Origin of the sequence: Pseudoduganella umbonata, from assembly GCF_014192225.1 — a bacterium.
GTDB classification, from domain to species: domain Bacteria; phylum Pseudomonadota; class Gammaproteobacteria; order Burkholderiales; family Burkholderiaceae_D; genus Rugamonas; species Rugamonas umbonata.
This window is the reverse complement of sequence record NZ_JACHXS010000009.1, coordinates 273,488-288,230: the sequence shown is the minus strand read 5'-3', so window position 1 is coordinate 288,230 and position 14,743 is coordinate 273,488. Positions and strand designations below refer to the sequence as shown.

The following is a 14,743-nucleotide window of genomic DNA, read 5'->3' as shown; positions in this document are numbered from 1 at the left end:
CGATGATGAAACGATTGATCCTGTGCGGCGTGCTGGCCGCATGCTTCGGCAGCGCTCACGCGGACTTCCGCATTCCCGGCTTCGAGCTGGTCCAGACCGCGCCGGTCGAAACCACGCTGGCCAACGCCGATCTGCGCGATCCCGTTACCGTCTGGTGCGAGCTGTTCGACAACGCGAAGAACGACATCGCGATCGGCCAGTTCTACGCGGCCGGCAAGCCCGGTTCGCCCTTTGAAAAAGTGATCGACCGCCTCGCGGCGGCCGGACAGCGCGGCGTGAAGATCCGCTTCCTGCTCGACAAGAAGGGTGTCGGGCTGTCCGATGCCGCCACGCTGGAGCGGCTGCGGTCGATCCCGAACCTGGAGCTGCGCATCCTCGATTTCAGCCAGCTCACCGGCAATGGCATCATCCACGCCAAATACGTGCTGGCCGATGGCAAGCGGGCATTCGTCGGCAGCCAGAACTTCGATTGGCGCGCGTTCACGCACATCCATGAAACGGGCTTGCTGGTCGACGATGCCGCGATCGTCGCGCAGATCAGGGCGATCTTCGAACAGGACTGGAGCGCGCAGGCGCAGCTGGCGCAGGGCCGCACGGTGGCGCCAGTGCAGCAGAAGCAGGCGGCCGTCGCCGCCGGCGTGCTGGCCCGGCCTTCGTACCTGCTGGCCAGCCCTGCGGCCTACAACCCGCCCGGTGTCGCCGATTCCGAAACGGGCCTGCCGGCGCTGCTGGCCGAGGCGAAGGAAGAAGTGCGCGTGCAGCTGCTCGACTACGCGCCGTTGTCGTATGGCCCGAACGGCACGCGGCCGTACTACGCCGTGGTCGACAACGCGGTGCGCGCGGCCGCCAACCGCGGCGTGAAGATCAAGCTGATGGTGTCGAACTGGAACCTCGAGCACGCCACGTTGCCGTACCTGAAAAGCCTGGCCGTGCTGCCGAACGTGGAGATCCGCGTCGTCACGCTGCCCAAGGCATCGGCCGGCTTCATTCCGTTCGCCCGCGTGATCCACTCGAAGACCATGGTCATCGACGGCAGGCTGGCCTGGGTCGGCACCAGCAACTGGGCCGGCGGCTATTTCGACCTGTCGCGCAACCTGGAAATCGTGATGCGCAACGAGCAGATGGCACGGCGCATCGCCGCGCTGCAGGAACAGGTGTGGAGCTCGCCGTATGCGCAGCCGCTCGACATCAACAGGAACTACCCGAAACCACAGAAAGCATCGGAACAATGAAACGACTCGCATGCATGCTGGCGCTGGCCGGCGCCTTCGCCACCGTCGCACCCTCGACCGCCCTGGCATGGGGCAACGACGGCCACCGCGCCGTGGGCGCCATCGCCGCCAAGCTGCTCAAGGGCAGCGTCGCCGAACAGCGCATCGCCGCGCTGCTGCTGCCCGGCGAAACGCTGGAATCGATCGCCGTCTGGGCCGACTGCGTGAAGGGCACGTGGTGCGGCCCCCAGACGCCGGAAATGCAGGCCTATGTGGCCGCCAATCCGAAGCACTCCGAATACCACTACACCGACGTGCCGTTCCAGCTGTCCGCCTACCACGACCACGCGCCCGGCACGTTCGAAGACGACATCGTGCAGACGCTGAAGTCGGCGATCCTGGTCCTGCAGGGCAAGGACACGCCGCAGACCAACCCGCACAAGTTCACGCCGCGCCAGGCGCTGCTGGTCGTGGCCCACCTGGCCGGCGACATCCACCAGCCGCTGCACGTGGGCGCCGCTTTCGTCAGCAAGGATGGCCGCTTCGTGGTGCCGAAGACGCACGCCGAGATCGACGAACTGAACATCTTCGATTCGCGCGGCGGCAACAACCTGCTGCTCGACGACGCACTCATCGCGTCGATCGGCAACAAGCATATTCCGCCCGGCGCGCCGCCGAAAACCGGTGCCAGCGCGGCGAAGACCAAACCGTTCCACTCGTACTGGGACACCACCGTGGTCGACTACGCGTTCCGCCGCTCCAGCACGCGCACGCCGGAACAGTTCGCGCAGTACGCGATCGATAAAAAGCCGGCGGTGTCCGTCAACACCGGCGACGCGGCCACCTGGCCCTACCAGTGGGCCAACGATTCGCTGGCCGTATCGAAGCTGGCGCACATGGACGTGACGCTGGGCGACGCCACCACGCAGACGTCGAAGAGCAGCGGCACCAGCTACAAGGTGTGGGCGCTGAACGTGCCGGACGACTACCCGGTGCCATCGTCCGCGCTGGCCCGGCAGCAGCTCATCAAGGGCGGCTACAACCTGGCCGCGCTGCTGAAGGAGATCTGGCCGGAGGCGTGACCTCCTTTCACGCCAGCGTCACCTCGATGCCCATCTCCCGGTAAGGCGCCAGCAGCGCCTCGTCCACGCCGCGGTTGACGACGATGTGATCCACGGTCGCCAGCGGCGCGATCTGGAACGGCGCCGCGGTGCCGAGTTTTTCCGGCGATGCCAGCACCACCGTGCGCTGCGCATGCACCGACAGCGCGCGCTTCATCGCCGCTTCGTCGAAATCCCCCGTCGTGATGCCGGCCTCCGGATCCAGGCTGCACACGCCCATGAAGAACAGGTCGGCGCGGAACTGACTCACTGCCTCCACCGCCGCGGCACCCATCGCCACGATCGAATGCTTGAACAGGCGGCCGCCGATGACGATCACGTCGATGTGCTCGTGCTCGACCAGCTCCACCGCCACCGACGGGCTGTGCGTGATCACCGTCGCGCGCAGGTCGCGGGGCAGGGCGCGCGCCAGCTGCACGGCGGTGGTGCCGCCGTCGATGAACACCACCTGGCCCGGCGCGATCATCGCCGCGGCCGCGCGGGCGATGGCGGGCTTGGCGTCCGTCGACAGCTTTTCGCGCACGGCGAAATTGCCCTGCGCGGGCGAGGCGGGCAGGGCGCCGCCATGCACGCGCTGCAGCAGGCCCTCCTTGGCCAGTTCGCGCAGGTCGCGGCGGATCGTGTCCTCCGACAGGCCCAGCGATTCGCTCAGGGTCTTGGCGACGATTTGTCCTTCTTCCTTCAGGAGGCGGAGCAGCAGCTCCTTGCGCTGGCGGGTCAGCATTGCACGATTTTCCTTGAAATTGCACGAGATCGCATGATAGCCTAAAAAAGACCCGTTACCAATGGAGCGATCATGCACGTACGTATCCGCGAAGTCCGGACCCTTTCCGACGACTGGTACCTGCTGAAGAAAACCACGTTCGACTACCGCCGGCGCGACGGCAGCTGGCAGACGATGTCGCGCGAAACCTACGACCGCGGCCACGGCGCCGTGATCCTGCTGTACAACCTGGCGCGCCGCACCGTCGTGCTGGTGCGGCAATTCCGCTTTCCGGCCTACGGCTACGGCGGCACGCATGACGGCTACCTCATCGAAGCGCCCGCCGGCCTGCTGGACGCCGCCTCGCCCGAAGAACGCATCCGCGCCGAAGCCGCCGAGGAAACCGGCTTCCACGTCGAGCACGTGCAGCGCGTGTTCGACGCCTTCATGAGCCCCGGCTCCGTCACCGAGCGGCTGCATTTCTTCGTCGCCGAATACGACTCATCCCACCGCGCCGACGATGGCGGCGGCGTGGCGGCCGAAGGCGAGGACATCGAAGTGCTGGAGCTGGACATCGACGACGCGCTGGCCATGATCGCCGACCGCCGCATCGAAGACGGCAAGACCATCATGCTGCTGCAGCACGCCGCCCTGTTTTTGTTTCCAAAAACCGGGGTCTGACCCCGGATTTGAGAAATATTTCCAAAAACTGGGGTCTGACCCCGGTTCACGCTGACCGTTGTTTTCCAAACACGGGGACAGTCCCCCCAATGGGGACAGTCCCTCCGGAGGGGACAGTCCCCAGGATTTTTACAACAGTGCAGGAAAGAAAAAAGCCTGCGGGTTACGCAGGCTTTCGGGGCAGGGCAGGGGACGCTTACCGCGACTTCACGAACGGCATGCCGATCGCCTTCGGCGCCACCGACTTGGCCATCAGCCCGGCCAGCACGATCACGGTGACGACGTACGGCACCATCTGGATCAGCGCGCCCGGGATGCGGCCCACGACCGGCAGGTCGACGCCTTCCAGCTGGATCTGCACGGCGCCGAAGAAGCCGAACATCAGGCAGCCGAGGAAGGTATAGAACGGCCGCCAGTTGCCGAACACCATGGCGGTCAGCGCCAGGTAGCCGGCGCCGGCGGACATGTCGCGCAGGAAGAAGCCGCTCTGCACGATGGCCAGGTAGGCGCCCGAGAATGAGCACAGGATGCCGGCGATCAGCATGGCCGCGTAGCGGGTGCGCTCGACGGAGACGCCGGCCGCGTCGGCGGCATGCGGGTTCTCGCCGCAGGCGCGCAGGCGCAGGCCGAAACGCGTGTGGTACAGCACCCAGTGCACCAGCGGCACCAGCGCGAACGCCAGGTAGACGAGGATCGTGTGGCCGCCCAGCAGCTGCGTCCAGATCCAGCCCAGCACGGGCACGTCGGCCACCGCCGCGCTGCCCGGCAGCACGATTTCCGGCAGGCGCGCCTCGCCCAGGTCCGGCGTGCGGCCGCCCTGCTGGAAGAAGTACTGCGCCACCACGAACGTCAGACCGCTCATCGCGATGTTGATGGCGATGCCAGCCACCAGCTGGTTGCCCTTTTGCGTGATGGCGATGGCGCCCTGCAGCAGCGCAAGTACCACGGAGACGCCAATGCCGGCCAGGATGCCGTACCACGGATTCTGCGTGGTGAATGCCACCGCGGCGGAGACGAATGCCGAGGCGAGGATCTTGCCTTCCAGGCCGATGTCGACGACGCCGGAGCGTTCCGCGAACAGGCCGGCCATCGCCGCGAACAGCAGCACGGGCGAGTTGCGCACCGTGGAGACGACGATGCTGCCGAGGTGGAGGTCTTCGAAACTCATGCTTGTTTCCCCTTGAGCAGTTTGGCCAGCGCCGGCGCATACAGGTTTTCCATCGCGCCGCAGAACAGGATGATCAGGCCCTGGATGAGAATCACCATCTCGGGCGGGATGTTCGGTTTTTCCAGCGACAGGTCGAAGCCGCCCTGGGTCAGCGCGCCGAACAGCACAGCCGACAGGAAGATGCCGACCGGATGCTGGCGGCCCATCAGCGCGATGGCGATGCCGATGAAGCCCGCGCCGCCGACGAAGTTCAGCGACAGGTAATGGGTGGAACCCATGATCGAATTGACGGCGCCCAGGCCGGCCAGCGCGCCGGAGATCAGCATCGTCACGATGATCATCGCCGAGATCTTCACGCCGGCGTAGTGCGCCGCGTGCTGGTTCAGGCCCGTGGCGCGCAGCTTGTAGCCCCACGACGAGCGCGTCACCATCACGCCGTACACGGCCAGCGCGATGATGGCCAGGAAGAAGCTGATGTTGAGCGGCGTATCGCCCAGCACCGGCAGCCAGTCGGACAGGCGCGGCAGCTCGGCGCCCGGCGCGAACACGCGGCTGGCCGTGTTCTGCTCGCCCGGCGGAATCAGGTACTTGACGATCACGAAGTTCATCAGCGACGCGGCGATGAAGTTGAACATGATCGTGGTGACGACGATGTGGCTGCCCCGTTTCGCCTGCAGGTAGCCGGGAACGAAGGCCCACAGCGCGCCGAACAGCGCGGCGCCGGCCATGCCCACGGGGATCAGCAGGTACCACGGCAGGCTGGCGTCGAAGGCCAGCATGGCGACGGTCAGGCCCAGGCCGCCGAGGTACATCTGCCCTTCGGCGCCGATGTTGAACAGGCCCGCCTGCATCGCCACGGAGACCGCCAGCCCGGTGAAGACAAAGGTGGACGCGTAGAACAGCGTGTAGGCCAGGCCTTCCGGATTGACGACCGCGCTGTTGACGAGGATCTGCATCGACTCGACGGGATCCTCGCCCAGCAGGTGGATCACCAGCGCGGTGACGAGCAGCGCCGACAGGAGATTAAGGACAGGAAGAGCAATAGCGGTTGCCCAGCGTGGCAGGTCGTTGTTCATGATTTGTGCATCCCGCCCATCAGCAAGCCGATGCGGGTGGTATCGAATTCATTGATCGGCAGTTCGCCGGTGATGCGGCCGCCGCACATCACGAGGATGCGGTCGGCCAGCGCGCGCACTTCTTCCAGCTCCACGGACACCAGCAGGATCGCCACGCCCACATCGCGCAAGGCCAGCAGCTGGGTGTGGATCGCCTCGATGGTGCCGATGTCCACGCCGCGCGTGGGCTGGCCCACCAGCATCAGCTTCGGTTTCGCCAGCACCTCGCGGGCGATGACGACCTTCTGCTGGTTCCCGCCGCTTAATAAACCGATGCGCAGGTCCGGGTTCGGCGGTCGCACGTCGAATTCGCGCAGCAAGCCGGCGCAGCGCTCGGCGATGTGCTTGAAGTCGAACAGTCCCCAGCGGCCCTTGACATGGTCCTGGTAGCCGAAGAAGGTGTTGTCCATCACGCTGAAATTCTTCACCACGCCGTCGCGCAGCCGGTCTTCCGGCACGTGGGCGATGCCCAGGTTGCGGAACACGCGCGGCAGGCCGTCGGCATCGTGGCGCTTGAAGGGCAGGGGGCTTCCTTCGAAGTCGGCCTGGCCGGCGGTCGGCAGCCGCATGCCCGACAGGATTTCCATCAGTTCGCTCTGGCCATTGCCGGACACGCCGGCGATGGCAACGATCTCGCCCGCACGCAGCGTGAAGTCGATGTCTTCGAGCAGGGAGACGCCGGCCTTGTCCTTCAGCGCCAGGCCCTTCACTTCCAGCACCGGCGCACCCGGCTTGTAGGGGCCGCGCGGCAGGTTGTTCTCGATCGGCCGGCCCACCATCATGTTGGCCAGCGCTTCCTTCGAGGTCTGCGCCGTTTCGACGGCGCCCACCACGCGGCCGCCGCGCATCACGGTCACGGTATCCGTGATGTCCATGATTTCCTGCAGCTTGTGGGTGATCAGGATGATCGTCTTGCCCTGTTCCTTGAACAGCCGCAGGATCTCGAACAGCGATTCCGTCTCCTGCGCGGTCAGCACGGCGGTCGGCTCGTCCAGGATCAGGATGTTGGCGCTGCGGTAGATCTGCTTGAGGATTTCCACGCGCTGCTGGGCGCCCACGGAGAGGTCGTGGATCGTGGCCAGCGGGTCGACGTCGAGCCGGTAGCGGTCGCAGATCTCGCGCAGCTTTTTCTCGGCCTCGGCGCGGTGGCTGGCCAGCCGGAAACCGCCTTCGGTCCCCAGCATCACGTTGTCGAGCACGGTCATGTTATCGACCAGCATGAAGTGCTGGTGCACCATGCCGATGCCGAGGCGGATCGCTTCCTGGCTGGAGCGAATCTGGCATTCCCGGCCATCGAGCAGGATGGTGCCGCCGTCGGCATGGTAATAGCCGTACAGGATGCTCATCAGCGTGGACTTGCCGGCGCCGTTCTCGCCCACGAGGCCATGGATGGCGCCCTTGGCGATCGCGAAGCTGACATCCGTGTTCGCCTTCACGGCACCGAAGTGCTTGGAGATGCCGCGGAATTCAACAGCTGGCTGCATAGGAGTTTTCAGGTCGTGTTTTACTGAAAAACGCGCCGCAGGGAGAAACCCCGGCGGCGCGTTTTTATCTGTGATGCGGGTAAATCAGGCCGGGCAGGCAGCACCCGAGCGGATATCGATGACCTTGGTCTTGCCGTCGATGATGTCCTTGCGGGCACCCAGCACGCGCTTTTCGATTTCCGGCGTGATCAGCTTGCGGTTGTTGGCATCGAGTGCCCAGTCCACGCCGCCTTCCTTCAGGCCCTTGGCCGTGACGCCGCCTTTCCAGGTGCCGTTCTTCATCTGCATGAAGCTGTCGTACACGGCATTGTCCACGCGCTTGACCATCGAGGTCAGCATCGTGCCCGGATACAGGTGGTTCTGGTTCGAATCCACGCCGATCGCCAGCTTGCCTTTTTCCTTGGCCATCTGCAGCGTGCCCATGCCGGAACCGCCGGCCACGGCGAACACCACGTCCACGCCGCGCTCGAATTGCGAGCGGGCCAGTTCGCCGCCCTTGGCCGGATCGTTCCAGGCGGCGGCGGTGGTGCCGACCATGTTTTGCACGATCTCGGATTTCTTGTCGACGGATTTGGCGCCCTGCGCGTAGCCGCAGGCAAAGGTGCGGATCAGCGGAATGTCGATGCCGCCGATGAAGCCCAGCTTTTTCGACTTCGACGCCATCGCGGCGGCCACGCCCGCCAGGTAGGAACCTTCTTCTTCCTTGAACGTGATCGAATTCACGTTATTTCCCTGTGCCACGCCGTCGATCAGCACGAAACGCACGTTGGGGAATTCCTTGGCCACTTTTTGCACGGCCTGCGTCTGCGCAAAGCCGATCGAGGCGATCATGTCGAGCTTCTTGCGGGCCAGCCCGCGCAGCACCTGCTCGGCCTGGGTGTCGGACGAAGCCTGCACTTCGATGAAGTTGATGCCGGTTTCTTTCTTGAAGCGCGAAGCACCTTCGAAAGCGGATTGATTGAACGACTTGTCGAACTTGCCGCCCGCGTCATAGACGACGCCCAGTTTCGGATTGGCGGCGAAAGCGCTCGCCGATACCGCAACTGCGGCGATCATCATGGAAAGTTGTTTGATTTTCATGAAAATGCTCCTGGAAGTCCGCTATTGTATAGTTTTTGCGAGCAAAACACGTATCCCGCTGAGGCGCCGGCGAATGAATGCCGCATGTTTAGAAGCTTTGCTCGGCATTTGCCGGATCATCATCTTTTCCATTTCTTGCATTTCCTGCCACGGCATCGCCGCTGTTGGAATCCCGCAACAACCATCGATAAGCAGTAGAGCGTCCCATCAGCAACCCGGGGCGCCTGCCGCCGTTGTTTTCGCTCCACTTCTGGCGTCGCGAAAGGGCCCCGAAATGATCGCTTCCCCTGGGGCCGGCGGGCGGCCGGAGCCGGGCTGACCGCACACTATTGCATGGCTGAGATATGTATGACAAATACCTTTTTTCAACAGAATTTATATTGAAAAGATCTCAATAAGCTTGTTGTGACCGCCAGTTTCGTTCGTGTAGGATCGGCAGATGTTGGCTGTTTGCCACGCGTTTATTGCCACCTACTACTACTGAATCCCAACAATAAGGAACTGGCCCTCCATGAAACTGACCCACCGGACCCTGATGGCGCTGGCGATCGCCGCCGCCTTCCCCCTCGCTTCCGCCCAGGACACCCAGGCGGGCGCCGCAAGCGCTGAAACCACTCAGCCGGGCCAGCTGGAAACCGTGATCGTGACGGCGCAGCGCCGCGCGGAAAACATCAAGGACGTGCCGATGTCGATCGCCACCGTGAAGGGCGAGAAGCTCGACGTGCTGACCTCCGGCGGGCAGGACATCCGCTTCCTGTCGGGCCGCTCGCCGTCGGTCAGCATCGAGTCGGACTATGGCCGTACGTTCCCGCGCTTCTACATCCGCGGGCTGGGCAATACCGACTTCGACCTGAACGCCTCCCAGCCGGTCGGCCTGGTGATGGACGACATCGTGCAGGAAAACCCGATGCTGAAGGGCTTCCCCGTGTTCGACGTCGACCAGGTGGAAGTACTGCGCGGCCCGCAGGGCACGCTGTTCGGCCGCAATTCGCCGGCCGGCGTGATCAAGTTCGATTCGGCGAAGCCGGTATTCAAGCAGGAAGGCTACCTGGCCGCCGGCTTCGGCAAGGACCGCGTGCGCAACGTCGACGGCGCCTACAACATCCCCGTCAGCGACACGGTGGCGATCCGCTTTGCCGGCTCCTCGCAGCACCGCGGCGACCGGGTGAGCAACGAGCGCCCCACCGGCACGCGCGAATTCGAAGGCTACAAGGACAACGCCGCGCGCCTGCAGGTGCTCGTGAAACCGTCGGCGAATTTCTCGGCGCTGTTCAATGTGCACGGCCGCGACATGGACGGTACCGCCACGCTGTTCCGCGCCAATATCCTGAAGGCCGGCACGAACGAACTGGTGGACGGCTTCGACTATGACCGCTACCCGACGGACGGCGTCAACGAACAGCACCTGAAGAACAAGGGCGGCAACGTGCGGCTGCGCTGGGATCTGCCGGGTGTGACGCTGCATTCGATCACCGGCTACGAAGAGCTCGAGTTCTACAGCCGCGCCGACGTCGACGGCGGCTACGGCGCCGTGTACGCGCCGCCGTACGGTCCGGGCTTCATCCCGTTCCTCGTCGAAACGGCCGACCTGATCCCCGACCACAAGCAGCTCTCGCAGGAATTCCGCGCCGAATCGACCGGCGACGGCCCGCTGCAGTGGATTGCCGGCCTGTTCTACTTCAAGGAAGACATCACGATCGACAGCATCGCGTTCGACTCGCTGGCGCCGGGCAACCCGCAAGTGCCGAACTATGCGACGCAGACGCAGAACGCCAAATCGTGGGCCGTGTTCGGCTCCGTCAACTATGCGGTCAGCGAGCGGCTGAAGCTGCGCGGCGGCCTGCGCTATACCAGCGACAAGAAGGATTTCGTCGCACAGCGCATCGAAACCGGCGGTCGCACCTACCTGCCGCTGTCGGACGATTCGAGCAACGTCAGCTGGGATGCCTCCGGCACGTATGTGCTGAACCGCGACACCAATGTGTTTGCCCGCGTGGCGACGGGCTACCGTGCGCCGTCGATGCAGGGCCGGCTGAACGACCTTGGCAGCAGGCCATCGATGGCCGGGGCCGAGAAGGTGCTGTCGGTGGAGGCGGGCGTGAAGCAGGACCTGTTCGACCGCCGCGCGCGCATGTCGGCCACCGTGTTCCACTACCGCGTAAAGGACAAGCAGCTGACCGCCGGCAGCGGCACTGTCAACATGAACCAGCTGCTCAATGCCGACAAGGCGGTGGGCCAGGGCGTCGAGCTGGACCTGCAGGCCAACCTGTCGCAGAACTTCTCGGCCACGTTCGGTACCAGCTACAACGATACGGAGATCAAGGACGGCAGCCTGTTCGTGCTGCCATGCGGCAGCGGCTGCACGGTGACGAACCCGGTCTCGTTCGTCGGCGGCACGCGCGTCGCGCTCATCGACGGCAACCCGCTGCCGCGCGCACCGAAGTGGCAGCACAACTTCACGCTGAAGTACGCGGCGCCGGTAGCGAACGGCGAAGCGTATGCGTTCACCGACTGGTCGTACCGCTCTTCGTACAACTTCTTCCTGTACGAAGCGGTCGAGTACAAGGCCAAGCACCTGCTGGAAGGCGGCCTGCGCGTCGGCTACAAGTGGGGCGACGGCAAGTACGACCTGGCGCTGTATGGCCGGAACATCACCGACGAAGTGCAGTCGGTGGGCGCGATCGACTTCAATAACCTGACGGGTATCCTGAACGAGCCGCGCACGTATGGGGTGCAGTTCAAGGTGAATTTCTGAGGTGGCTGCCTTGCGCGCTCGATCTAGCGGTTAGCGGTTGAGCAGCAGGGGTCTGTCCCCGGTAAGTGTTGAACAGAGCTTGGTAGTTGACGTATCGAGGGGACTGACCCCGGTGTTTGCAAGCGTACCAACAACGCCAGCAAAAACCGGGGTCAGTCCCCTTGTTCAATGCCGGCAATTGGATTCCGGGCCGCCGACTGGCGGGGACAGACCCCTGAGACGCAAACGCCCTTCGCCACTTCGGGCGCGAAGTAAAAGCTACCGCTCCGCCGGCCGCAAGATATTCATGAACGCCCTCACCACCGGCGCATCGTCGGTGGTGGTGTACGTGATGTACAGGTTGGCCGATGGCGGGTTGGTGCGGATCGGCAGGAAGACCACGCCGGGCCAGCCGATGCGGCTGGTGGTTTCCGGCATCAGCGTGACGCCGAGCCCGGCGCCGACCATGGCCAGCAAGGTCTGCGGCTCGTTGGCTTCCTGGAAGATGGCGGGCTCGAAGCCGGCGTCCACGCAGCACTGGATCAGGTAGCGCGGGAACGCGGACTTGTCCAGCGCCAGTGTCAGCATCGGCTCGTCGGCGATGTCGGCCAGTTCGATCGCTTCCTTCTTCGCCAGCGGATGGTGTTCGTTGACGGCCACGCACACGTTCTCGCGGAAGCACAGTTCCTGGCGCAGGTTGTCGTTGCGCAGGTCGCTTTCGTCCAGCTTCGGCTCGCGCCAGAAGCCCACGTCGATCTGCTTGGCGCGCAGCGCCTCGTACTGCACGGTGGGACCCAGTTCATGGATCGTCCACGTCACGCGCGGGTACTTGCCCTGGAATTCCTCGAGCAGGCTTGGGATCGGCCCCCACATCGCCGAGCCGACGATGCCCACGCGCAGCCGGCCCACTTCGCCGCGGTCGATCTGGCGCACGGTGTCGATCGTCATGCGCATCTTCGCCAGCAGCTCGGCCGCCTCGTTCATCAGCGCGCGGCCGGCCACCGTCAGCTCGAAGCTGCGCGTGGTGCGGGCGAACAGCTTGACGCCCAGCTCCGCTTCCAGCTTCATGATCTGCTGCGACAGCGGCGGCTGGGAAATGTGCAGCCGCTCGGCGGCCCGCGAAAAGCTCTTTTCCTCGGCGACGGCGAGGAAGTACTTCAGTTGCTTCAGGTCGATCGACATGGCGGCTATGCCTTATGTGGCCGGATGTTCCAGCAGCGCGCGGGCCAGCGCGGCGCCGACGCGCGCGTTGTTCTTCACCAGCGCGATATTGGTGGCCAGGCTGCGGCCCGCGGTGAGCGTCTTGATGCGGGCCAGCAGGAACGGCGTGACCTTTTTCCCTGTCACGCCGTTTTCTTCCGCTTCCTGCAGGGCCTGCACGGTGATGGCGTCGATCTCGTCCTTCGGCATGGCATCGCTCTCCGGCACCGGCGCCGCGACGACCACGCCGCCGTTCAGGCCCAGTGCCCACTTGGTGCGGATGAACGATGCCTGCTCGCGCGGCGTGTCGAGGCGGAAGTCGGCATGAAAGCCGCTTTCGCGCGTGAAGAAGGCGGGAAAGCCTTCCTGCCCCACGCTGACGACCGGCACGCCCTGCGTTTCCAGGTATTCCAGCGTGAGGCCGATATCGAGGATCGACTTCACGCCGGCGCAGACGACGGCCACGTTGGTCTGCGCCAGTTCCTGCAGGTCCGCGGAGATGTCGAAACTGGTCTCGGCGCCGCGGTGCACGCCGCCGATGCCGCCGGTGACGAACACGGAGATGCCGGCCAGCTGCGCGCAGATCATCGTTGCCGCCACCGTGGTGGCGCCCAGCTTGTGCTGCGACAGCACGTAGGCCAGGTCGCGGCGGCTGACCTTCAGCGCCTCCGGCGAATTGCCCAGCAATTCCAGCTGCTCGGGCGTCAGGCCGATGCAGATCCTGCCGCCGATGACGGCGATGGTGGCCGGCACGGCGCCGCCATCGCGAACGATCTGCTCCACTTCGCGCGCCGTCTGCACGTTCTGCGGGTAGGGCATGCCGTGCGAGATGATCGTCGATTCGAGCGCCACGACCGGCGTGCCGCTGGCCCGTGCATTCGCCACTTCGGGCGAGAAGGAGAGAAACTGGTGCATGGTCATTCCTGTTCTGTTGGGAGAGGGGCGCTGAACAGTTCTGCCGTCAGCGCCGGGGATACGGTATGGGGACTCTGCACGGTCAGCGCGGCGGCATGCAGGCCGCGGGCGCACGCCGTGGCGAGGTCGGCTTCGCCGTGGGCCAGCGTCCAGCAGGCCGCCGCGGAAAACGCGTCGCCGGCGCCGGTCACGTCCACCACGGCGACGTCATGGGCCGGCAGCCAGTGCAGTTCGGACGCCGCCGTGCCGCCCGGCATGCCGGCGGACGTGTAATCGAAGGACGTGTAGTACACCCCGGCGGCGCCACAGGTGACGATCACGTCCTGCGCGCCGTCGGCCTGCACGGCGCGGCATGCATCGCGCACCGCCGCCTCGGTCGGCAGCGGGCGGCCGGCGCGGGTTTCCAGTTCGCCGCGGTTCAGGATCAGCAGGCGCAGGCCGGCCAGGTCGCGCGGCAACCGCGCCATCTTCGGCTGCGACACGGCCACGATCGCCAGCGGGATGCCGTCGCGGCGCGCTTCGTCCAGCAGCAGCGCGACGGTATCGTGCGGCAGGTTCAGGTCGGCGATGACGAACGAGGCCGCGCTGCGCTGCGCCTGCCGGCTGGCGAGGAAGCCGGGCGTCAGCTGTTCGTACAGCCCCATGTCGGCCAGCGCCACCGCCATTTCGCCGCTGGCATCCAGCACGGCCGTATAGGTGCCGGTGGCGGCGCCCGGCAGCACCGGCGTGCCGGTCATGTCGATGCCGCAGTGCCGGGCGTGCGCCCGCAGGGCCTGGCCGGCGCTATCATCGCCCAGGGCCGTCAGCAGCGCGCAGCGCATGCCGAGCCTGACCAGGTTTTCGGCGATGTTGCGGGCCACGCCGCCGAAGGTCTCGGCGGCGGTGGCGGGATTCGACGTGCCCATCCGCAGCGGCTCGACAGTACGCAGCTTGCGGTCGAGATTGGCGGCGCCGATGCACAGTACCGAACGCTCGGGTGGCAGCACGTAGGCGCGGCCGACCAGGCGGCGCTCGCGGATCAGGCTGGCCACGTGTCCCGCCACGGCGGAGCGCGACAGCCCCAGCGCCTGGGCCATCTCCTGCTGGGAGATGAACGGATTGGCGCGGATCAGGCCATAAAGTTGTTCTTTCTTGCTCATTGTCGCGCGCGCCCGGTGTCATCAAACATTTGTCTATCATCGTAAACAACTGTTTGTTCGCTGTCAAACGGCTATAATAATGGGGAATTTATACGTACTGGATATAAATGGCAAAGAAAATAGGTATTTGTCATACATATCGCCAATGATGCATAGTGTCGCGTGCCCCAGAACGCCACGCGCCGCCCCGGC

12 protein-coding genes are annotated in these 14,743 nt (G+C 65.1%); 4 read left to right on the top strand and 8 right to left on the bottom strand.

Annotated features, from left to right (window positions below; translation table 11 throughout):
- Positions 1-5 precede the first annotated feature (5 nt).
- Entirely contained in the window at positions 6-1,232 is a 1,227-nt protein-coding gene (locus tag FHS02_RS22305; protein ID WP_137317680.1) for a phospholipase D-like domain-containing protein, read from the top strand.
- The gene (locus FHS02_RS22300; protein ID WP_137316261.1) at positions 1,229-2,293 is read left to right on the top strand and encodes a S1/P1 nuclease; all 1,065 of its coding nucleotides are present in this window, start codon (positions 1,229-1,231) and stop codon (positions 2,291-2,293) included. The genes FHS02_RS22305 and FHS02_RS22300 overlap by 4 nt, the downstream gene beginning before the upstream one ends.
- A 7-nt stretch (positions 2,294-2,300) precedes the next feature.
- Here FHS02_RS22300 and FHS02_RS22295 read toward each other — a convergent pair whose 3' ends face one another.
- Positions 2,301-3,056: a DeoR/GlpR family DNA-binding transcription regulator gene (locus FHS02_RS22295; protein WP_137316262.1), complete on the bottom strand. Its 756-nt coding sequence runs from the start codon at positions 3,054-3,056 to the stop codon at positions 2,301-2,303.
- A gap of 72 nt (positions 3,057-3,128) precedes the next feature.
- On the opposite strand from FHS02_RS22295, the gene FHS02_RS22290 reads away from it, so the two are divergent.
- Positions 3,129-3,716 (top strand): NUDIX domain-containing protein, encoded by a 588-nt coding sequence (locus FHS02_RS22290; RefSeq protein WP_137316263.1) that lies wholly within the window; start codon positions 3,129-3,131, stop codon positions 3,714-3,716.
- A gap of 196 nt (positions 3,717-3,912) precedes the next feature.
- Here FHS02_RS22290 and FHS02_RS22285 read toward each other — a convergent pair whose 3' ends face one another.
- The 4 genes from FHS02_RS22285 to FHS02_RS22270 form a co-directional block, all read right to left on the bottom strand.
- Positions 3,913-4,884, bottom strand: coding sequence for an ABC transporter permease (locus FHS02_RS22285; protein WP_137316264.1), 972 nt, complete (start codon positions 4,882-4,884; stop codon positions 3,913-3,915).
- Positions 4,881-5,960 carry an ABC transporter permease gene (locus tag FHS02_RS22280; RefSeq protein ID WP_137316265.1) on the bottom strand — a complete coding sequence of 360 codons (1,080 nt, stop codon included), beginning with the start codon at positions 5,958-5,960 and terminating at the stop codon, positions 4,881-4,883. The genes FHS02_RS22285 and FHS02_RS22280 overlap by 4 nt, the downstream gene beginning before the upstream one ends.
- Entirely contained in the window at positions 5,957-7,483 is a 1,527-nt protein-coding gene (locus tag FHS02_RS22275) for an ABC transporter ATP-binding protein (protein WP_137316266.1), read from the bottom strand. Before FHS02_RS22275 ends, FHS02_RS22280 begins: the two co-directional genes overlap by 4 nt.
- 84 nt (positions 7,484-7,567) lie before the next feature.
- Positions 7,568-8,563, bottom strand: a complete 996-nt coding sequence (locus FHS02_RS22270) for a BMP family lipoprotein (RefSeq protein WP_137316267.1) — start codon at positions 8,561-8,563, stop codon at positions 7,568-7,570.
- Between the two features lie 511 nt (positions 8,564-9,074).
- Between FHS02_RS22270 and FHS02_RS22265 the strand changes: the two genes are divergently transcribed.
- Positions 9,075-11,318: a TonB-dependent receptor gene (locus FHS02_RS22265; RefSeq protein WP_137316268.1), complete on the top strand. Its 2,244-nt coding sequence runs from the start codon at positions 9,075-9,077 to the stop codon at positions 11,316-11,318.
- A 258-nt stretch (positions 11,319-11,576) separates the two neighbouring features.
- On the opposite strand, the gene FHS02_RS22260 is transcribed toward FHS02_RS22265, so the two are convergent.
- The 3 genes from FHS02_RS22260 to FHS02_RS22250 are packed head-to-tail and all read right to left on the bottom strand — an operon-like array spanning position 11,577 to position 14,551.
- Positions 11,577-12,479, bottom strand: coding sequence for a LysR family transcriptional regulator (locus FHS02_RS22260; protein WP_137316269.1), 903 nt, complete (start codon positions 12,477-12,479; stop codon positions 11,577-11,579).
- Between the two features lie 12 nt (positions 12,480-12,491).
- Complete coding sequence (locus FHS02_RS22255; RefSeq protein WP_137316270.1) at positions 12,492-13,412, bottom strand: pseudouridine-5'-phosphate glycosidase; 921 nt, start codon at positions 13,410-13,412, stop codon at positions 12,492-12,494.
- A 2-nt stretch (positions 13,413-13,414) separates the two neighbouring features.
- Positions 13,415-14,551 carry a carbohydrate kinase gene (locus tag FHS02_RS22250; RefSeq protein ID WP_137316271.1) on the bottom strand — a complete coding sequence of 379 codons (1,137 nt, stop codon included), beginning with the start codon at positions 14,549-14,551 and terminating at the stop codon, positions 13,415-13,417.
- Positions 14,552-14,743: the final 192 nt, after the last annotated feature.